The sequence below is a fragment of the Corynebacterium lipophiloflavum DSM 44291 genome (genome assembly GCF_000159635.1).
GTDB lineage: Bacteria > Actinomycetota > Actinomycetes > Mycobacteriales > Mycobacteriaceae > Corynebacterium > Corynebacterium lipophiloflavum.
The window spans coordinates 498,737-517,113 of the sequence record NZ_GG667192.1 but is presented as its reverse complement, the minus strand read 5'-3'; the positions used below and the strand labels follow the sequence as shown (position 1 = coordinate 517,113).

The following is an 18,377-nucleotide window of genomic DNA, read 5'->3' as shown; positions in this document are numbered from 1 at the left end:
GAGGGCACGGCCCCGACGGGCGTGGCTGGGCGCGTCGCCATCCCGCACGCACGCTCGACTGCCGTGAGCGTGCCGACGCTCGCGTTCGCCCGCCTGAGCCGCCCCGTCGATTTCGCCGGCCCCGACGGCCCGGCCGACCTCGTCTTCCTCATCGCGGTGCCCGCGGACGGCGGGCGGGAGCACCTGAAGATCCTCTCGACGCTCGCACGAGCGCTTGTGCGCGATGAGTTCGTCGACACGCTACGCGCCGCCGCTGATCCGCACGCCGCCGTCGGCGCGATCACCGCGCAGCTTCACGGCCAGCCAAAGCGCCGGCGCATCGCGGCGGTCACGGCGTGCCCGACGGGTGTGGCGCACACGTACATGGCCGCCGACGCGCTTGTGCGCGCCGCCGAAACGCGCGACGACCTCGACCTTCGCGTCGAGGCGCAGGGCGCTACCGACACGCAGCATCTCGACGCCGACTTTATCCGCGGGGCCGACGCCGTGATCCTCGCCCACGATGTCGCGGTGCGCGGCGCCGAGCGTTTTCACGGCAAACCCGTCGTCGATGTGCCCGTGCGCCGCGCGATCAACGAGCCCGCCCAGCTTATCGACGCCGCCCTCAACGCCACCACAGCCGCCACGGTCACCGCCACCGCTCCCAGCACAACGGCGCGCATCTACCGCGCCGTGATGACCGGGGTGTCCTACATGGTGCCCTTCCTCGTTGCCGGCGGACTGCTGCTCACACTGGGCACCCTTGCCGGCGGCGCGGAAGCGTGGGCTGAGGTGTCAGGCGGCTTCTCCCTCAACGGGGCTGGCGCGACTGTGGATCGCACAGGCTGGCTGGTCTACATCGCGGCGGTGCTCATCGTTGCCGGGCAGGCGGGGATGAACCTGGCCGCGTCGGCACTGTCCGGCTACATCAGCTTCGCGCTCGCCGGCCGGCCCGGGATCGCACCCGGGTTCATCGGTGGTGCGGTCTCTGTCATGGCCGGCGCAGGAGTTCTCGGTGCGGTGATTGCCGGCGTTGTCGCGGGTGTGGTCGCGCACTGGATCAAGTTGATCCCCGCGCGGGGCGTGGAACCGCTCAAAACCACGGTTATCAGCCCGGTGGTTTCAACACTCGCTGTGCTCGTGTTGATGGTTGGAGTTGTCGGCCGCCCGCTGGCTGCGGTGTCGGCGGCAGTTCAGGGCTGGCTCGGCGAGATGGGGGCCACCCCGGCGCTGTTTCTCGGGGCGTTGATTGGCGCGATGATGTGCTTCGACCTCGGCGGACCGGTAAACAAGATTGCCTACGCCTTCGGCGCGGCGGGGTTGAGCGCCGGCACCCAGGCCAGCTACGACATCATGGCCGCGGTAATGGTCTCCGGCATGGTGCCGCCGCTGGCCTTGTCGCTGGCAACACTTGTTCGAGCCCGCGTGTTTACCCCGGCGGAGCGCGCCGCCGGCCGTACCATCTGGCTGCCGGGTCTGGCCTTTATCACCGAGGGCGCGATCCCATTTGCGGCGGCCGATCCCGCGCGCGTGGTTCCACCCATGATGGCCGGCGGGGCAACCGCGGCAGTGACGTCGATGGCGCTGGGCACGGGAGTTACCGTGCCGCACGGCGGCGTGTTTGTAATCTTCGCGTTCAGCCCGTGGTGGGGCGTGTGTGTCGCGTTGGCTGCGGGCGTTGTGGTGGGTGTGGTTGCTGTGGTCGTCGCCAAGCATGCGACGCTCGGGCGCCGGAAAGTTTCCACGTAGAATTGAGACCAACTCAACGAAAGGATTTTCACATGGCTTCCAAGACAGTAAAGGTCGGCTCCACCGTGGGCCTGCACGCTCGCCCGGCAACCGTCATCGCCGATGCCGCTGGCGAGTACGACGACGAAATCCTGCTCACCCTGGCGGGCGGCGAGGAGGACGACGAGACGGATGCCGCATCCTCTCTCATGATCATGGCCATGGGTGCGGAATTCGGCGACGAGGTGACCGTGACTTCCGACAACGCCGAGGCTGTGGACAAGATCGCGGCGCTTATTCAGCAGAACCTCGACAGTGAATAGGCGGGGAATAGGCGGGGAAGCAGCCTAGGGGTTGTGCGTGCCTTCGCCGAGCGTGGCGAAGGCCTTTCTCAGGATCGGGTAGGCAACGATGATCCCGACTGAGCCCAGCGCAATGCCCTTGAGCTCCACCGGGCCGAGCGTCAGCGAAAGATCGCCGATGCCGACGATGAGGGCCACCGCGGCGGTCATCAGGTTGACTGGGTTGTTAAAGTCCACCCGATTGTCCTGCCAGATGCGCACGCCGAGCATGCCGATCAACCCGTAGAGCACGAGGGTGGCACCGCCCAACACCCCGACCGGGAGCGTGCCGACGATCGCGCCGAACTTCGGGATGAACGCCAGCGCAATCGCGACCACCGCAGCCACCCAGTACGCGGCCGTGGAGTACACCCTGGTCGCGGCCATCACCCCAATGTTCTCGGCGTAGGTTGTCGTGCCCGAGCCGCCGAAACCGCCGGCGAGGGTCGTCGATAAGCCGTCGCCGATGAGCGCGCGGCCCTGGTAGGCGTCCAAATCGCGGCCGGTCATCTCGCCGACTGCTTTGACATGGCCGACGTTTTCGGCAATGAGGACCACCAGCACCGGCAAGGTCACCAGGACAGCAGAGAGGTGAAACTCAGGCGCGTGGAAACGCGGCACGCCCACCCAATCGGCAGCGGCGACCGCGCCCAGCGCCTCGGGGCTAACCCCCTTGCTCACCCAGGCGGTGAGCCACCCCACGATGACACCGATCAGGATCGACAGGCGCGAGGCCATGCCGCGGGTGGCGACGGCCACAACCAGGATCGTTGCCAGCGTAACCGCGCCGATCAGCGGCTGCTCCTGGAAGTTGCCCACCGCGACCGGAGCCAGGTTGAATCCGATCAGCGCAACGATGGCGCCGGTGACCACGGGCGGCATGACGGCGTCGATAAGCCTCGTTCCCGCCGCCTGCACGAGCGCGCCCACCGCAATCAGCGCGAGGCCCGTGACCACCACACCGCCGAGCTGCGCGCCGACGCCGTACTGCTGCGAGGCCGCCAGCGGCGCGATGAACGCAAACGACGATCCGAGGTAGCTCGGCAGCTTGTTGCGGGTAATGAGCAGGAAGATGATCGTGCCGAGTCCCGAGAACAGCAACGTCGTATTTACTGGAAAACCCGTCAGTGTTGGGACAAGCAGGGTCGCGCCGAACATGGCGACAACGTGCTGCGCGCCGATGGCCGCGGTGCGCGGCCAGCTCAGCCTCTCGTCGGGGGCGACAACCTCGCCGGGTTGAATGTGGCGGCCGTCGCCGTGAAGGGTCCATCCGAATGTAGGAGTCACGAATGGACATTGTTGTCGCTCGGGCTAGCTGACAACAAACTCCGAGTACTGCTCGGCGATGACGTGGGGCAGGCGGACGTCGATAAGCGTGCCGTCTTCCTCGTAGGACTCGCTGCGCACTGTGCCCTGTTCGTGGACGCGGCTGACTACGTCGCCGCGGGTGAACGGGACGAGCATCTGCACGTGCGCCTCCACGCTGTTGAGGTGCATCTCGATCTTGCCCTCGAGCTCGGCGATGCCCTCGCCCGTATGCGCCGAGACGAAAACAACGTCGTGGCCGGTGTTGTCGAACGTGTGCCGCAACTCCGCCAACACCACCGGGTCGGCCTGGTCGATCTTGTTCACCACCACGATCTCCGGCGGGATAGACTCGCCGGACTCGCGCGTGACGTCCGAGAGCACCTTGTTCACCGCCTCGATCTGCTTCAGCGGAAACGCGTCCGAACCGTCGACAACGTGCAACATCAGGTCCGCGCCCGTGACCTCCTCCAGCGTCGACTTGAACGCCTCGACGAGCTGGGTCGGCAGGTGGCGCACGAATCCGACGGTGTCCGTGAGCACGACGTTACGCCCGTCCGCCAGCTGCGCCTTGCGTGTCGACGGATCCAGGGTCGCGAACAGAGCATCCTCCACCAGCACGCCGGCGTTGGTCATGGCGTTGATCAACGAGGACTTGCCGGCGTTGGTGTAGCCGGCGATCGCGATCTTGGGAATCGTCGAACGCTGCCGGCGGGCGCGCTTGACCTCGCGCGCGGTCTTCATCCCGCGCAGCTCGTGGCGCAGCTTCGCCATGTCCGTGCGCAGGCGGCGGCGGTCCGCCTCAATCCGTGTTTCACCGGGACCGCGCAGGCCCACGCCGCCGTTGGAGCCGGCGCGACCGCCGGCCTGACGCGACAGGTTGCCACCCCAACCACGGGTGCGCGTGTAGAGGTACTCCATCTGCGCCAGGCTGACCTGCGCCTTACCTTCCTTGCTCTTCGCGTGCTGGGCGAAGATGTCGAGGATGAGCATGGTGCGGTCGATCACCTTGATCTTCAGCGCCTCCTCGAGCGCGACCATCTGGCCCGGGGAGAGCTCGCCGTCAAACACGACGGTGTCGGCGCCTGTGGACACGACGATGTCGCGCAGCTCCTTGACCTTGCCCGAACCGATGTAGGTGCCCGGGTCCGGCTTGTCGCGCTTCTGGTACAAAAGCTCCACGACATCCGCGCCGGCGGTCTCCGCGAGCGCGGCAAGCTCGAGCATGTTGGCTTCCATCTCGGCGGTGGTCCCTTCGATCCACGCACCGACGAGGATGACCTGTTCGAGGCGCAGCTTGCGGTACTCAACCTCAAAGCCCTCGGCCTGGTCCTCGGAGCGCAGCTCCGTCTCGACCGTCACTCGGCGAAACGCGTTTCGTTCTTCGAGGTCCAGCGAGCCGACTGTGGGCTCCCCGTTATCGGTGGGTTGCGGCGCGTTGTGGCGAAACGCGCGGGCGAGAAGTTCATCGTGGTTGAGCTCAATCGGCTCGGTCATCGTAGGTTTTGTCATTGAGTCCTTAGTTTAACGGGTTCTGCTTGTCAGGTGTGCATTAGCTAACGTCGAGTGCCCCGGGTTTCTTCCCGGGGCCGGTCCTTCGGTGCTGTCAGCGCACCCCGGTGAGCCCACCGCACAAACCGGCATGAACCCGCGGGGTAATATGTGCCACTATGAGCGATACGAAGACCCGGGATTTGTCCAGCATCGGCTTGGGATTTGCCCAGTGGCAGGATGCCGTGGAGGCCGCGATCGCCTCCGGCCGTTTGCAGGTCACGGGCGAGGTCCGGGGTGGTCAGTTGATCCAGTACTCCGACGCATCGGGAGCGCAGCTGAACATCCTCGCAGTCGAGCCGTTCGCCACGTTCGCCGGGTTCGCCGCCGACACCCGCACCTTCGCGCACGTGACCATGCTCAACGATGTCGTCGCGCTCGCCGACATCGTCGACCCGCACGGCAGCACCATCGCCTCGGTCACTGTCAACTTGGCCCAGGGGCCGCTGCTTGTCGACGCCCCCACCCTGACCTGGCAGGAGCTCGCTGTCACCGCACTGGGGCTCGATATTGAACTCTTTGCGGACGTCGACGCCTTCCACGCCGCCAATCCTGGTGACATCGTGGGCGAGATCCTCTCCCCCGGTGCCGAGGCCGTGGCCTCGGCGGCCGCGTCCGCCCCGGATGCCGCGGCGCGCCTGGCTGCCCGCGTTCTCGAGGCTGAGTACCGCGTCAGCGAGCTCACCGGTGAGCGCTTCATCCACGTTTCAGTCGACGGCGCCTTCCCGTTTGAGGTGTGCCTGCCCGACGGCGAGCTGCCCGAGCGCAACAACATCATCGCGGGCACCGCGGTGTTGGTGGGCACCATCCCGACCCCGGCCGGCGGGGGTTGTGGCGGGTGCGGCGACTCCTGCGGCTGCGGCGGGCATTAGAGGTTTATCGGGGGGGCAACCCATGTCATCAGCGCGACGGGATTTCTGGCAGGCGATCGGGATGGGTCTGCTCATCGCCGCTTTCGCGCTGCTGGTGCTGTGGCTCAAGGTGGCCGGGCTGCTGCTCGCGCTCACAATCCTCGGGGCACTGATCGTGCTCATGCAGCGCTACGACACCACTCCCGAGGTGGCGTCGCTGCGCGCCTCGCTGGCCATCGCGCGCGACGACATCGCGGAGACGCTCGCGCTTTATGACGACCTCCTCACCGGCATGTCAGCCGAGGCGATCGCCGATCGCACCCTGCATGTCCCCGCGCTAGCGGATCGGGGTACGACCAACCCCGTGATCCAGGATTTCCACTTGCGCGCGGACGCGGCGCGCCGCTTCCTGCAGCGTGTCGACGGTCTTTTGGCAAGCAACGACCTCGACCGGCCGCAGCTGGAACGGCTCATCGCCGTAGCCGACGAGCGCGCGGACAGCCTCGCCGCCTCCTGGCAGGACGCGCGCCGCGCCGCCCGCGAGATCGGGCCTGGGTAGCGCTACAGAAGCACCGTCCCGCGCGCGACAATCTTCGACGGGCCCGTCATCAGCGCTTCGCCGTCGCTCAGTTCCACTTCGATCGCGCCGCCGGGAACGTTGACGGTGACAGTGCCGTTTTCCACCCCGGCGTCGGCAAGTGCGGCGCGGGCGGCGGCAACGGTTCCTGTGCCGCACGAGTGGGTCTCTCCCACTCCGCGCTCCCACACGCGCATGTGGACGTGCCCGTCGTTTAGCTCGGTGAGCACCTCGACATTGACCCCCTCAGGGAAAAAGGAGTGGTCGAAGGCGGGTTGTGCAAACTGCATCGCGTCCAGCTCCGCGGCGGTGAGGCCGGGGATCACCGCCGCCAGGTGCGGGTTTCCCACGTCGACGCCGAGGCCGGCGAAGTCGAAGTCCCCCATGCGGGCAGTCGAGACGCCGGTAACCTCCACGCGGCCCATGCCCACTTTGACCGTCGCGTCCGTCGAGTCTGCCTGCAGCACCTCGATGTGTTTGAGACCGGCGCGGGTGTCCACGTCGAATTCGCGCTCGGTGACCAACCCCTCGGCCACAAGGACGTGGGCGAAGACGCGCACCCCATTGCCGCACATCTCCGCGATCGAGCCGTCGACGTTGCGGTAGTCCATGAACCAGCGCCCGTCGTGCTCGACCACGCGCAGCAGGCCGTCGCCGCCGATGCCCGCGCGGCGGTCGCACAGCGCGGCAACCTCCGCTTCACTCAACGTCAGGGCGTCTGCCGGGTCGGGCACGACCACGAAATCGTTCTCCGTGCCGTGGCCTTTGAGGAATTCGATCTTCACCCCAGAGAGTCTAGCGCGCGCTGCGACACGTCCCCGTCCGCGGCGTCCAGCCAGGTGATGCGGGGGTCGCGGTTGAACCACGAGCGCTGGCGGCGAACGTAGCGCCGCGTTCCGGTGATGGTCCTCTCCAGCGCCTCGGCCTGGCCCATCTCGCCCGCGAGCATGGCGAGCACCTGCGCGTATCCGATGGCGCGCCCGGCCGTGGAGTCGGCCACCAACCCCTGGCCCACCAGCCCGCGCACCTCCTCGACGATCCCGCCGTCGAACATGAGCTCGGCGCGCAGCGCGATGCGCGGGTTGAGCCACTCAGGTGTGGTACGCAGCCCCAGGATGCGGGTGCCCCACCGCGGCGGGGCGTCCTTGGGCGGCTGCGAGGCGGCGAACGGCTTGCCGGTCAGCTCGATAACTTCCAGGGCGCGCACGGTGCGCCGCGGGTCCTTGTCCTCGATGGTGGCGGCCGCGGCCGGGTCCACCTGCGCCAGCTCGGCGTGCAGCGCGTCCACTCCGATCTCAGCCAGCCGTGCCTCGTACCTGGCGCGGACGGTTGCGTCGGTGGGCGGGAACGCCCAGGCGTCGATAAGCGATTGCACGTAGAGCATAGAGCCGCCGACGAGCACAGGCACCTTGCCACGCGCCATGATGTCTTGAACCGTGGCTACCGCGAGGGACTGGTACTCGGCCACGGAGGCGGTTTTGGTCACCGGCCAGATGTCGAGCAGGTGGTGCGGGACGCCGCCGCGCTCGCCGGGGGCCAGCTTCGCCGTGCCGATGTCCATGCCGCGGTAGAGCTGCATGGAGTCCACGTTGACCACTTCCCCGCCGAGCGCCTGGGCGAGCGCAATGCCGAGGGCGGACTTGCCCGAGGCGGTCGGGCCGACGACTGCGATAGGCCGCATCAGCACCACCACTGCGCCACGTACGCGCCCACGCCGAGCGAGTCGTCGCTGGCCAGGAGCTCTTTATCGCCCCCAAGCTCGGCCAGCTCGAGCCAGAGCTGCTTTTCGACGACCCCTTCCAACGCCCCCGGAAACCCTCCCCCGCCCAGGAAGTCCCGGAGCGCCTCGTGGGCCTCACGCGCGCCGGGGATGAGGGCGAGCGGGGCGCGCTCCGTCAGCCCTGCGGGGCCATCCACAACCACGACCGTCAGCGCGCGCGGGTCCAGGGGCCGGATGCGCTCGCGGCTGTCTGTGACGTCCGGGTCGCCCAGGACGTAGCGGGCCACCAGCTCCGGCAGGTGGTTGCCGCCCTGGAGCGCGACCTGCGGGGCACCCCACGCGGCGAGCGATCCCGTGTGCGCGGTGTGCCAGCGCGTATCGCGGCTGCCCACGATATGGATAGGGCGCGGCGGGTACTGCTCGACGGCGCCGCGGATGGTGCCGGCCAGCGCGCGGGACGGCTCGTGCGCCGGGGCGAGCTCGCGCACCAGCGTCGGGGAGCCGGGGATGACAAGCAGGTTGGGCGCATTCACGGGGTATAAGCCTACTGGGCGCGCCAGAGTTGCTTGCGGCACTCCGCCGCGAATGAATTAGCCTCAGCCCGTTCAAGGCTGTCAAGAACGTCTCTTACTGTTCTCGGGGGATCCTGCATGTCTGCTGCTTGTTGGGCCAGTGCTCGCATTACCCGGTCCGGAGCCAGATCGAGTTGATTGAGCAGAAATTCGTCCGGCCGCTGGGCACTCGAGTTAAATCGTCCCAGCTCGCGGTCGGGAGAATCCTTCAGGTTGTTGGTCACGATCACATCAGCGCGCCCGAGCAACGCCGCTGCAACAACGTGATTGTCATCAGGATCGGGGAGGTTGAGAGAAAGTTTCAACGTCTCCCAGCCAACAACGCATGCGTCATTAAACGTGTCTTTCATTGCGCTGATTCTTCTGTCAAATGTGCCCGAGGCAGCGACCTCCGGATGAATTTTCTCCAGGGCTCGAGAAGTCTCAGCCAGTAGTCGATCACTCCACAATGGCCTGTAAAGGCCTATCTCAGCGAGTCGCAGCAACGTGTCGGCTTGCGCGATAGGGACAAGTGCACACGCATCGAGAAGAGCGCTGAATCGAGACACCGCTAGTTTCCGCCCGAGAGTTCCCGTCGAGCCTCCCGCAGCGCATCTGCGTAGGAATCGACTCCAAAGTCGTACAGTTCCTGCTTCGCCGCTTCGGCCGTCATGGATGCCAAGGTCTCCCGGCTCTCCCGGCGTTTCGATTCCTGATAGCGAATAACGTCATCGAGCCGAATCCGCCTGTGCCGCCCTCCCGCTACCCGTTCGAATGGCAATCTCCCGGTCTCGAGCAGCTTGACCAGGGTCGGACGGCTTATTCCCAGGAAATCTGCGGCCTCTTGCGTAGTCAGCATTTGATCAACCGGCGCAACCGTAATCGCCTTGCCGATCCTCATCGCGCTAACAATGTCCACTAGGACATGGAAGATCTCCTCTGGCAAAGGAACCGTCTGGCCGTCCGGCCCCAAAAGCGCGGCGTTTTCCGAAATACTCTCGAGAAACTTGCTCACGTCGAGCATCGCCTCAAAATCCGCGGGCGGCATCACAGTCTGAGCCGCCGGTCTCGTCGCCCTTCTTTCCCTGATTGTGTTCATACCGGTAATCTACACTGTCAATTCGAAATATTCGCAACAGATGTGTCTCAATTCGTTGCTCCCCCGCGCTCCTCACTTTCGCGGGAAGCAACCGCACGCCACCTCCCCATCCCCGGTAAACTCACCAGCATATGTAACTGGCAGCCGTGTCGCGCGGCACCGCACACCTTGACGGCGAAAGGACCTTCCACCATGACGCAGACTCCAACCCCGGGCTCGCATATCCCCACCCCGGGCGCCCTGGCCCAACGGAAGGCGAAGCCGGCAGCCGCGGCCCCCGCGACAACCCCCGCCGTGCCCGCCACCGACCCGTCGAAGTTCGGCAGGGTTGCGGACGACGGCACCGTGTACCTGACGTACAAGGGCACCGAGCGCGAGATCGCTAACTGGCAGGCCGGCACCGCCGAGGAGGGCCTGGCGCACTACGGCCAGCGTTTCGACGACCTCGCCACCGAGGTCGCCTTGCTGGAGACCCGCCTTTCCGCCCACCCGGAGGATGCCGACGGCATTAAGAAGCAGGCCCAGGCGTTGAAGGATTCGCTGGGTGAGCAGGCCGTGATCGGTGACGTCGAGTCGCTGGAGACGCGTCTGGACACGCTGATTGGCGCCACCGCCGACGCGCGCAAGGCCGCCGACCAGGCGAAGCAGCAGCGACGCGCCGACGCCATCGCCCGCAAGGAGGCGCTCGCCGCGGAGGCGGAAGACCTGGCGGAAAACTCCACCGAGTGGAAGGCCGCCGGCGACCGGATCCGCGCCATCTTGGACGAATGGCGCACGATCCGCGGCATCGACCGCACCACTGACGACGCGCTGTGGAAGCGCTACTCCCGCGCCCGCGACGCGTTCAACCGCCGCCGCGGCGCGCACTTCGCCGAGCTCGACCGCGGCCGCGCCAGCGCGAAGAAGGCCAAGGAGGACCTGGTCGCCCGCGCCGAGGCGCTCAAGGAGTCCACGGATTGGAACGAGACCGCCCGCGCCTACCGCGACCTGATGCGCGAGTGGAAGGCCGCCGGCCGCGCCCCGCGCGAGGTGGATGACGCTCTGTGGGAGCAGTTCCGCGCCGCCCAGGATCATTTCTTCAACGCCCACGACGCCGTCAACGCCGAGCGCGACCGCGAGTTCGAGGCCAACGCCGAGGCGAAGGACGCCCTGCTTGCGGAGTACGACGGTTTGATAGACCCCGCCAAGGGCCTCGGCGCCGCCAAGTCCAAGCTGCGCGAGCTGCAGGACAAGTGGGAGGAGATCGGTTTCGTCCCGCGCGGCAAGGTCCGCGAGTACGAGGACAAGATCGGCGCGATTGAAAAGCGCGTGGCGGACGCCGAGGAGTCACGCTGGCGCCAGAACGACCCGGCGGTCCAGGACCGGGTGAACCAGTTCAAGGTCAAGGCCGACGACTTCACCAAGCAGGCCGAGGCCGCCGAGGCGAAGGGTGACGCGAAGAAGGCCGAGGAGCTGCGCGCGCAGGCGGCCCAGTGGCAGGAGTTCGCGGACGTCGCCGCGAAGGCGGTCAGCGGCAGCTAGTGCTCACCGCTTTAAGCGTCGGGGCCGGCGACACGGAGGCGGTTGGCGCCTACGTCTTCTCCTCCACCCTGGCCGCCCAGGACATCACTGGTCTGGCCACCTCGGGGGTCTCCGCCGCGCACGTGACCAAGCGCCTCGAGGGCTCGGCGGAGTCGCGCTCCTACCTGTTCGCGCTCACCTCCCGCGAGGCCCCGCGCCCGCTAGGAGCGCTGGGCTACCCCGCGATCCAGGACGACCTCCTCGACATCGCGGCGTGGGTCTTCATCTCCCTCCCGCTGCTCGAGGACGTGCGCGTCATCGAGGCGCACGTCACCCTCGACGCGGCCATCGCTCCCCTGCCCGGCGAGCCCATCCCCGTAGCTCCGTGGCTTAGCGCGCTGTCGCTTATCGACGCCCTCTCCAACGCCTTCACCCGCCCCATCCGCCACATCTGGGTGACGCACGCACTGGGTGCCAACGAGCCCCCGGGCCTGCGCGCCGCCGGTTACTCTCCCGCGTTTTCCGAGGTCCAGGCCACCCTGGCCCTGGAGAACGTGTCCGCCCCGCAGGTGGACATGGATGTCGTGGCCGACATGGACTTCGCGCCGGAGGACATCCCGGCCTTCCTGCGCCTGCTCGCTTCCGCCTCGGCGTACTACCCGCGCGGCGAGCTGATTCTGGACACCGTCGACTGGACGCGCGAGCGCGTTGCCGATGCCGGCGCCCGCCTCCGCGACCGCGGCGGCACCCAACTCACCGCGCTGGCGCGCGCAGCATCCGGCGAGGTCGTCGGTCTTGCCGAGGCCGTCACCTTCGACCACGACGTTGAGTCCGTCTGCGAGCTCGGCCTGGTCTACGTTCTGCCCGAGCATCGCGGCCGGGGCTTAGGGCGTGATCTTGTTTCGGCGGTACTGTGTGCTGCGCGCGAGCGGTGGGAGGATGCGGTTACGGCGTTCGCTTCCTACCCTGCGGGTGAAGTGGCCGCGGAGGCGCTTGGGCAGCGCTTCGGTGCGGAGACGGTGTCGGCGACGACGGTGTGGCAGGCAGCAACTTTGTTGCAGGAATAAGACACCTCACCCCCGTGTTTTACCCCCAGGGGCGTTACCCCTATATGTTGCCTACTTAACCAGGTAACTTGATCAACATCTGATCTGCAGCATCGGAAAACTAGGTAAGGGAGGGATGTCATGGCTACGCCGTTATTCGTGTCGAAAACCGTCGGCGAACTTCAGGTTGAACGCGACGCGTTGGAGAAGTCCATGCTGCCCTACACCGTCGATGTACTGCGTAGGTTACGCGAAGAGAATGCTCTTGACTTCAATGAAGAGAGAAAGCTCGACCGTTACGAATCCCTTTCCTGGCTTATCGACGGCTAGCTACAGGTGGATACGCACGAATTTGGCGAACGCGCCGAAAGGTTTGCGAACGACACCAAATCCCTCGTCGATTCAACTCTAGTTGGAAAGACCGAGCTTGAGACCCTGCCCGCCAACGTGGAAAGTCTTCGTGCGACTTTCAATCTTTCGAAGTCTTTAGTGATCGCCACAAGTGGCAGTGACCGACTACAGCTGAGGTGCGGCTACCGTCTGTGTGTTAATACAGGCGGGGACGACCTCGCTGTGGAAACAAGCACTTTCAAAGTGGGTTTCAATAGCAAGAAGAAGTTTGTTCCCATCGTTCGCTTTGAATACGACCGGAACGCACGATCAAAGCCGGCGAGCCACTTCCAATTTCATGCGGATTCAGTAGCACTCGGACTCTTGCTCGCACGAGCGGGAAGGTACGAGACAGCGGAGCATCAGCATAAAATTCACTTCCCAATGGGCGACCATCGCTTTCGGGTCTGCCTGGAGGATATTGTTGAGCTTTTGGTAACCGAGTTTGCCGCGCGGCCAAAAAACAACTGGCAGGAACATGTAGACCGTGGCAGGGAAAAGTTTCACAAGCTCCAAATAGAAACCGTAATTCGCCATAATGTCCCCACCGCTGTGCGACTCCTAGAAAATCTTGGCTACGAGGTTCATGGGCCTCAAGCCCGATCCGATTTGCCATAAATTCTGCCTCCACGGCCACCCTTAATTGCAGCGTCAAGCCAGAAGGTGCGCCATAATTCTCCTTATGTCTTCGTTCGCTCAGGTCATGGATCAGCTCCGGGAGAACCAACCCGCGGGCAAGTACGGTTCCGCATTCGAGAAGCTCATGGTGAACTTCTTCCGATCGGACCCGGTCCTGGCCAACGAGTACGAAGATGTCTGCCGTTGGGTGGACTGGCGCTACAACGGAGGCAACGCGGACACTGGAATCGATCTGGTAGCCCGCCGGCGTGAGGACGGCCGCTGGACAGCCATCCAGTGCAAGTTCTACAAGGAATCCACCTACTTACAAAAGAGCCACCTGGACTCCTTCTTCGAGGCCTCCGGCCACAGTTTCTCGGCTGAGAATGGCCCGGAATCCTTCGCCAACCGCATTGTCATCTCCACCACCGACAAGTGGTCCGCCAACGCCGAGAAGGCTTTAGAGAATCAGGTCATCCCGACTAGCCGCATCGGTTTGGCCGACATCGCCCAATCCCCCATCGACTGGGACGTCGCCTTTCCCGGCTCCGAAATTCAGGTCAACCTCTCCCGCAAGGAGACCTTTTCGCCGCGCCCTCACCAGCAGACGGCGATTGATAAAGCCATCGAGGGGTTTGAAACCGCGGACCGCGGCAAGCTGATCATGGCGTGCGGCACCGGCAAGACCTTCACCGCTTTGCGTCTGGCTGAGCAAATCGCCGACCGCAACGGCGGGAAGGCAAGGGTTCTGTTCCTAGTCCCGTCCATTTCCCTGCTCTCCCAGACGCTGAAGGAATGGACGGCGCAGGCGTGCGTGGATCTGAGATCGATCGCAGTTTGTTCCGACACCAAAGTGTCAAAGAAGGCCGAGGACATCGCCTCGTACGACCTTGAAGTCCCCGTCTCCACCAACGGGGCCGAGATTGCATCCCGTATGAGCTCCGGCAAGCGCAGCAGCGGTTTACATGTCATTTTCTCCACGTATCAGTCGCTGCCTGCGATTCACAACGCCCAAACAAACGGCCTCGACGAATTCGATATTGTCATCTGCGACGAGGCGCACCGCACCACCGGTGTGACCCTCGCCGGCGAGGAGGCCTCGAACTTCACCAAGGTGCACGACGCCGACTACATCAGGGCCGCCAAGCGGCTGTACATGACCGCCACTCCGCGGCTTTTCGACGACGCCGTCAAGGGCAAGGCCGCCGAGCACTCCGCCGAGGTCGCATCCATGGACGACGAGGCAATCTTCGGGCCGGAGTTCCACCGCCTTGGCTTCGGCGAAGCAGTGGAAGCGGGCCTTCTCACCGACTACAAGGTGCTGGTGATGACGGTAGACGAGGACATCGCGGCGGACACCCTAGCCCGCGGCGATCAGGAGATTAACCTTTCGCTCGCCTCTGCCATGATCGGCGCGTGGAACGGCCTTGCCAAGCGTTCCGGCAAGGAGCAGGGAACCAAGTCGGGCTTCGAGCACGGTGCTGATCCCATGCGCCGCTCGGTAGCCTTTGCCAAGGACATCAAGACCTCAAAACAGATCGCCGAGTCCTACCCGGCGCTGATTGCAAACTACCAGCAGTCGTTGCGCGAGGCATCGGCGATGAGCGATATCTCGGAGCTCAACCTGGAGCTCGATGTGGAGGCGCAGCATGTCGACGGCTCCATGAACGCTCTGGCCCGTAACAACCGCATTTCCTGGTTGGAATCCTCCTTCACCGGTACCGAAACTCGCGTGCTCACCAACGCCCGCTGTCTCTCGGAAGGTGTGGACGTCCCCGCGCTCGACTCCGTCATCTTCTTCAACCCACGCAATTCCATGGTCGACGTCGTCCAGTCCGTGGGCCGCGTGATGCGTAAGTCTGAAGGCAAGGACTACGGCTACATCATCCTGCCGGTGGCCGTGCCCCCGGGGAAGTCCCCGTCGGAGGCGCTCAACGACAACACGCGGTTCAAGGTGGTCTGGCAGATCCTCAACGCGCTGCGCGCCCATGACGACCGTTTCAACGCCGTGGTCAACGCCGTCTCGCTCAACGAAGGTAGCCCCGATGCCCTACCCATCGACGTCGATCACATCGGAAAGACTGACAAAGACCCTCGCAACGCACTCGATGAAAGCTCTGGGAACCGCACCGACTCGCCTTCAGACCGGGAAGATGAACTTTCCTCCCAAACCCTCGCCTTGTTTTCCCTGGAGCAGTGGCAGGAAGCAATGTACGTCAAGATTGTGGACAAGGTGGGCACCCGCACATACTGGGAGGACTGGGCCGATGACGTCGCGGAGATTGCCCAGGCCCAGATCACGCGCATCAACGCGATCCTGGCCAACGCCAACCCGACGCTGCGCCGAGAGTTCGACGCGTTTGTCGATGGCCTGCGCAACAACCTCAACGACTCGATCACTCCCGAATCGGCCGTGGAGATGCTCTCCCAACACCTGATCACCGCCCCGGTGTTCAACGCGCTGTTTGCGGAATACGACTTCGCCGCCCATAACCCTGTCTCGACAGTCATGCAACGCATGATCGACGCGATGGCGAACAACCACCTGGATGCAGAGACGGAGAAGCTGGACAAGTTCTACGAGTCGGTGCGCATGCGCGCCGCCGCGGTGACTTCGGCCTCCGGCAAGCAGCAGGTGATCAAGGAACTCTACGAACGTTTCTTCCGCAAGGCCTTCAAGAAGCAGGCCGAATCCCTCGGCATTGTCTACACGCCGGTGGAGATCGTGGACTTCATCCTCCGCGCCACCGACGACCTCTCCCGCAAGCACTTCGGCAGGGGGCTCAGCGACGAAGGCGTGTGCATCCTCGACCCCTTCGCCGGAACCTCGACGTTCATGGTGCGCCTGCTGCAGTCCGGTCTGATCAAGCCGGAGGACATCGCCCGCAAGTACGCGAACGAGCTCTTCGCCACGGAGATCATGCTGCTGGCCTACTATGTCTCGGCCGTGAACATTGAGACCACGTACAACGCGCTGCGCGCCGAGGAGGCGCAGCGCAACGGCTTACCGACGCCCGAGTACGTGCCATTCAACAATATCGCCCTTGCCGACACCTTCCAGATCCACGAGGACGGCGACATCCCCGACCTCGAGATCTTCCGGGACAACAACGCCACCATCGAGCGCCAGAAGAACGCGCCGATCAACGTGGTGATCGGCAACCCGCCCTACTCTGCCGGCCAGAGGTCCGCGAACGATCTCAACGCGAACCTGAAGTACCCGAGCCTGGACAAGCGCATCGCGGAGACCTACGCGGCGAAGTCGAGAGCGACCAACAAGAACTCGCTCTATGACTCCTACCTGCGCGCTTTTCGCTGGGCCACCGACCGTATTGGAGACCAGGGCGTCGTGGCCTTTGTATCCAACGGTGGCTGGATCGACGGCAACACCGGAGACGGAGTTCGACTGTCGATGGCGGAGGATTTCACGGACCTCTACGTGTTCAACCTGCGGGGCAACGCCCGCACAGCAGGACAGCAGCGCCAAAAGGAAGCGGGCAACGTTTTCGCCGATGGCGGACGCACAACTATCGCGATCACGATCGGGGTCAAGGATCCGCAGAGCACCGGGTTCACCCTGCACTACCGCGACATTGGCGACTACCTCTCAACTGAGGAAAAGCTCGCGATTGTCGACCGGAGCACCCTCGAATCCATCGACTGGCAAGCCATTGCGCCGAACGGGCACGGCGACTGGGTGAACCAGCGCTCGGAGGATTTCCAGACTTGGCCTGTGCTTGGCGATAAGAGGGGAAGCTCGACAAAGTTCTTCACGACCTTCTCCGCTGGACTTAAGACTGGACGCGACGCATGGGCGTATGCCCAAACGCAGGGAGAACTTCTTTCGCAGCTCAACCGTCTCACAGGAACGTACGCGGAAGCAATGGCAGCGCTGCAAACATGGTTCGCTGATCAGGGGATCACGAAACCGACAGAAGCTGACGTCACCACGTTTCTGCAACGGAACCCGCAGTTTGCGGACACGACGAAGATTTCGTGGAATCGGACGTTGAAGAACCTCGCTGCGAAAAACACCACGATCAACGTAGACCCGCAGAGGATCTACTCCTCGCTCTATCGTCCTTTTACTGCTCAGCGCGCATACTTTGATCAGGCGCTGAACGACATGGTTTATCAGCTGCCGACGATGTTCCCGACCCCGGCGCACCGCAACGTCGGCTTCGTCGTAGTAGGTTCAGGGGAATCAGTTGAGCCGGCCGTCTTGGCAACGGACTTGCTTCCTGATCTACACGTGATTGCGACTTCGCAGTTCTTCCCCCGCTTCACGTGGGCACCGGTCGAGGCGAAGGATGGTTCCCTGTTTGGGCAGGGAGACGTCGTAAAGCATGGCTCGGAGGTGAGCGTCTACGGCGAGATCGGCGAGGTGGTCGATGGGTACGTGCGTGTGGACAACGTCACCGACGAGATCAAGAAGATCTACCGTGAAGCCCTGGGATCCGACATCACCGGGGATGACATCTTCCACTTTGTATACGGGAAGCTGCACGACCCCGCCTACCGCGAGACGTATGCGGCTGATTTGAAGAAGATGCTCCCTCACATCGAGACGCCTGCCTCGCGCGAGGAGTTCGATAAGTTCGCCACCGCAGGGCGCGAACTCATGAAGCTGCACGTGGGGTACGAGGATGTCGAGCCGTGGCCTGTCACCGTCACAGCCAAGGGCGATGAGAGCGACCGCGAGACGTGGCGGGTCACCAAGATGGCGTGGGCGAAAACCATCGACCCGGATACCGGCAAGAAAATTAACGACGTGACCACACTGAAGTACAACTCGCACGTCACCGTCTCGGACATCCCTGCCGAGGCCGAGAAGTACATGCTCGGGTCGCGCAGTGCGCTGGGCTGGGTTGTGGACCGCTACCAGGTCAAGAAGGACAAGGCCTCCGGCATTGTCAACGACCCGAACGATTGGGCTGATGAGGTCGGTAACCCGCGCTATATTGTGGATCTAGTTGCAAAGGTGACGCGCGTGGCGGTGGAGACGCTTCGGATCGTGAAATTGCTTGGTTGAGACCATCTTGGAAAACTCGATAGCATTTCAGCCCACCGTCTCACGATCATGCGGCAACCGTTACTTGGTGCTTGCACGAGGATCGCAGT

Annotated in this window: 16 protein-coding genes; 9 read left to right on the top strand and 7 right to left on the bottom strand. The window is 64.4% G+C overall.

The genetic code is table 11. The features are described 5' to 3' along the window. Both HMPREF0298_RS05565 and HMPREF0298_RS05560 read left to right on the top strand, forming a co-directional pair. A partial coding sequence (locus HMPREF0298_RS05565; protein ID WP_006840145.1) for a PTS fructose transporter subunit IIABC occupies nt 1-1,728 on the top strand: 1,728 nt, incomplete at its 5' end. Between the two features lie 32 nt (nt 1,729-1,760). Continuing rightward, entirely contained in the window at nt 1,761-2,030 is a 270-nt protein-coding gene (locus HMPREF0298_RS05560) for an HPr family phosphocarrier protein (protein ID WP_006840144.1), read from the top strand. A 24-nt stretch (nt 2,031-2,054) separates the two neighbouring features. Here HMPREF0298_RS05560 and HMPREF0298_RS05555 read toward each other — a convergent pair whose 3' ends face one another. Next, complete coding sequence (locus HMPREF0298_RS05555; RefSeq protein WP_006840143.1) at nt 2,055-3,335, bottom strand: uracil-xanthine permease family protein; 1,281 nt, start codon at nt 3,333-3,335, stop codon at nt 2,055-2,057. Between the two features lie 24 nt (nt 3,336-3,359). Beyond that, nucleotides 3,360-4,850, bottom strand: a complete 1,491-nt coding sequence (gene hflX, locus HMPREF0298_RS05550; protein WP_006840142.1) for a GTPase HflX — start codon at nt 4,848-4,850, stop codon at nt 3,360-3,362. A gap of 173 nt (nt 4,851-5,023) precedes the next feature. On the opposite strand from hflX, the gene HMPREF0298_RS05545 reads away from it, so the two are divergent. Continuing rightward, the gene (locus HMPREF0298_RS05545) at nt 5,024-5,776 is read left to right on the top strand and encodes a hypothetical protein (protein WP_006840141.1); all 753 of its coding nucleotides are present in this window, start codon (nt 5,024-5,026) and stop codon (nt 5,774-5,776) included. Between the two features lie 22 nt (nt 5,777-5,798). Continuing rightward, nucleotides 5,799-6,314 (top strand): hypothetical protein, encoded by a 516-nt coding sequence (locus HMPREF0298_RS05540; protein WP_006840140.1) that lies wholly within the window; start codon nt 5,799-5,801, stop codon nt 6,312-6,314. A gap of 2 nt (nt 6,315-6,316) precedes the next feature. Here the strand turns inward: HMPREF0298_RS05540 and dapF are convergent, their stop codons facing one another. Genes dapF through HMPREF0298_RS05515 form a run of 5 tightly spaced genes read right to left on the bottom strand, consistent with a single transcriptional unit; the run spans nt 6,317 to nt 9,702 of the window. Next, complete coding sequence (gene dapF / locus HMPREF0298_RS05535; protein WP_006840139.1) at nt 6,317-7,117, bottom strand: diaminopimelate epimerase; 801 nt, start codon at nt 7,115-7,117, stop codon at nt 6,317-6,319. Further along, nucleotides 7,114-8,013 (bottom strand): tRNA (adenosine(37)-N6)-dimethylallyltransferase MiaA, encoded by a 900-nt coding sequence (gene miaA / locus HMPREF0298_RS05530; RefSeq protein ID WP_006840138.1) that lies wholly within the window; start codon nt 8,011-8,013, stop codon nt 7,114-7,116. Before miaA ends, dapF begins: the two co-directional genes overlap by 4 nt. Next, nucleotides 8,013-8,585, bottom strand: a complete 573-nt coding sequence (locus HMPREF0298_RS05525; protein WP_006840137.1) for a hypothetical protein — start codon at nt 8,583-8,585, stop codon at nt 8,013-8,015. Before HMPREF0298_RS05525 ends, miaA begins: the two co-directional genes overlap by 1 nt. Nucleotides 8,586-8,596: 11 nt before the next feature. Continuing rightward, nucleotides 8,597-9,172 carry a PIN domain-containing protein gene (locus HMPREF0298_RS05520; protein WP_040422551.1) on the bottom strand — a complete coding sequence of 192 codons (576 nt, stop codon included), beginning with the start codon at nt 9,170-9,172 and terminating at the stop codon, nt 8,597-8,599. Nucleotides 9,173-9,174: 2 nt separating this feature from the next. Beyond that, entirely contained in the window at nt 9,175-9,702 is a 528-nt protein-coding gene (locus HMPREF0298_RS05515) for a helix-turn-helix domain-containing protein (RefSeq protein ID WP_006840135.1), read from the bottom strand. Nucleotides 9,703-9,894: 192 nt separating this feature from the next. Here HMPREF0298_RS05515 and HMPREF0298_RS05510 point away from each other — a divergent pair, with 192 nt between their 5' ends. The 5 genes from HMPREF0298_RS05510 to HMPREF0298_RS05490 all read left to right on the top strand — a co-directional run bounded on the left by HMPREF0298_RS05510 (nt 9,895) and on the right by HMPREF0298_RS05490 (nt 18,288). After that, nucleotides 9,895-11,223 (top strand): DUF349 domain-containing protein, encoded by a 1,329-nt coding sequence (locus tag HMPREF0298_RS05510; RefSeq protein ID WP_006840134.1) that lies wholly within the window; start codon nt 9,895-9,897, stop codon nt 11,221-11,223. Continuing rightward, nucleotides 11,223-12,269 carry a GNAT family N-acetyltransferase gene (locus HMPREF0298_RS05505; protein ID WP_006840133.1) on the top strand — a complete coding sequence of 349 codons (1,047 nt, stop codon included), beginning with the start codon at nt 11,223-11,225 and terminating at the stop codon, nt 12,267-12,269. Before HMPREF0298_RS05510 ends, HMPREF0298_RS05505 begins: the two co-directional genes overlap by 1 nt. Before the next feature lie 120 nt (nt 12,270-12,389). Continuing rightward, nucleotides 12,390-12,578: a hypothetical protein gene (locus HMPREF0298_RS05500; protein WP_006840132.1), complete on the top strand. Its 189-nt coding sequence runs from the start codon at nt 12,390-12,392 to the stop codon at nt 12,576-12,578. Nucleotides 12,579-12,584: 6 nt separating this feature from the next. Beyond that, nucleotides 12,585-13,256, top strand: coding sequence for a hypothetical protein (locus tag HMPREF0298_RS12170; protein WP_157464384.1), 672 nt, complete (start codon nt 12,585-12,587; stop codon nt 13,254-13,256). Between the two features lie 64 nt (nt 13,257-13,320). Beyond that, entirely contained in the window at nt 13,321-18,288 is a 4,968-nt protein-coding gene (locus HMPREF0298_RS05490) for a DEAD/DEAH box helicase (RefSeq protein ID WP_006840129.1), read from the top strand. The last annotated feature ends 89 nt before the right edge of the window (nt 18,289-18,377 follow it).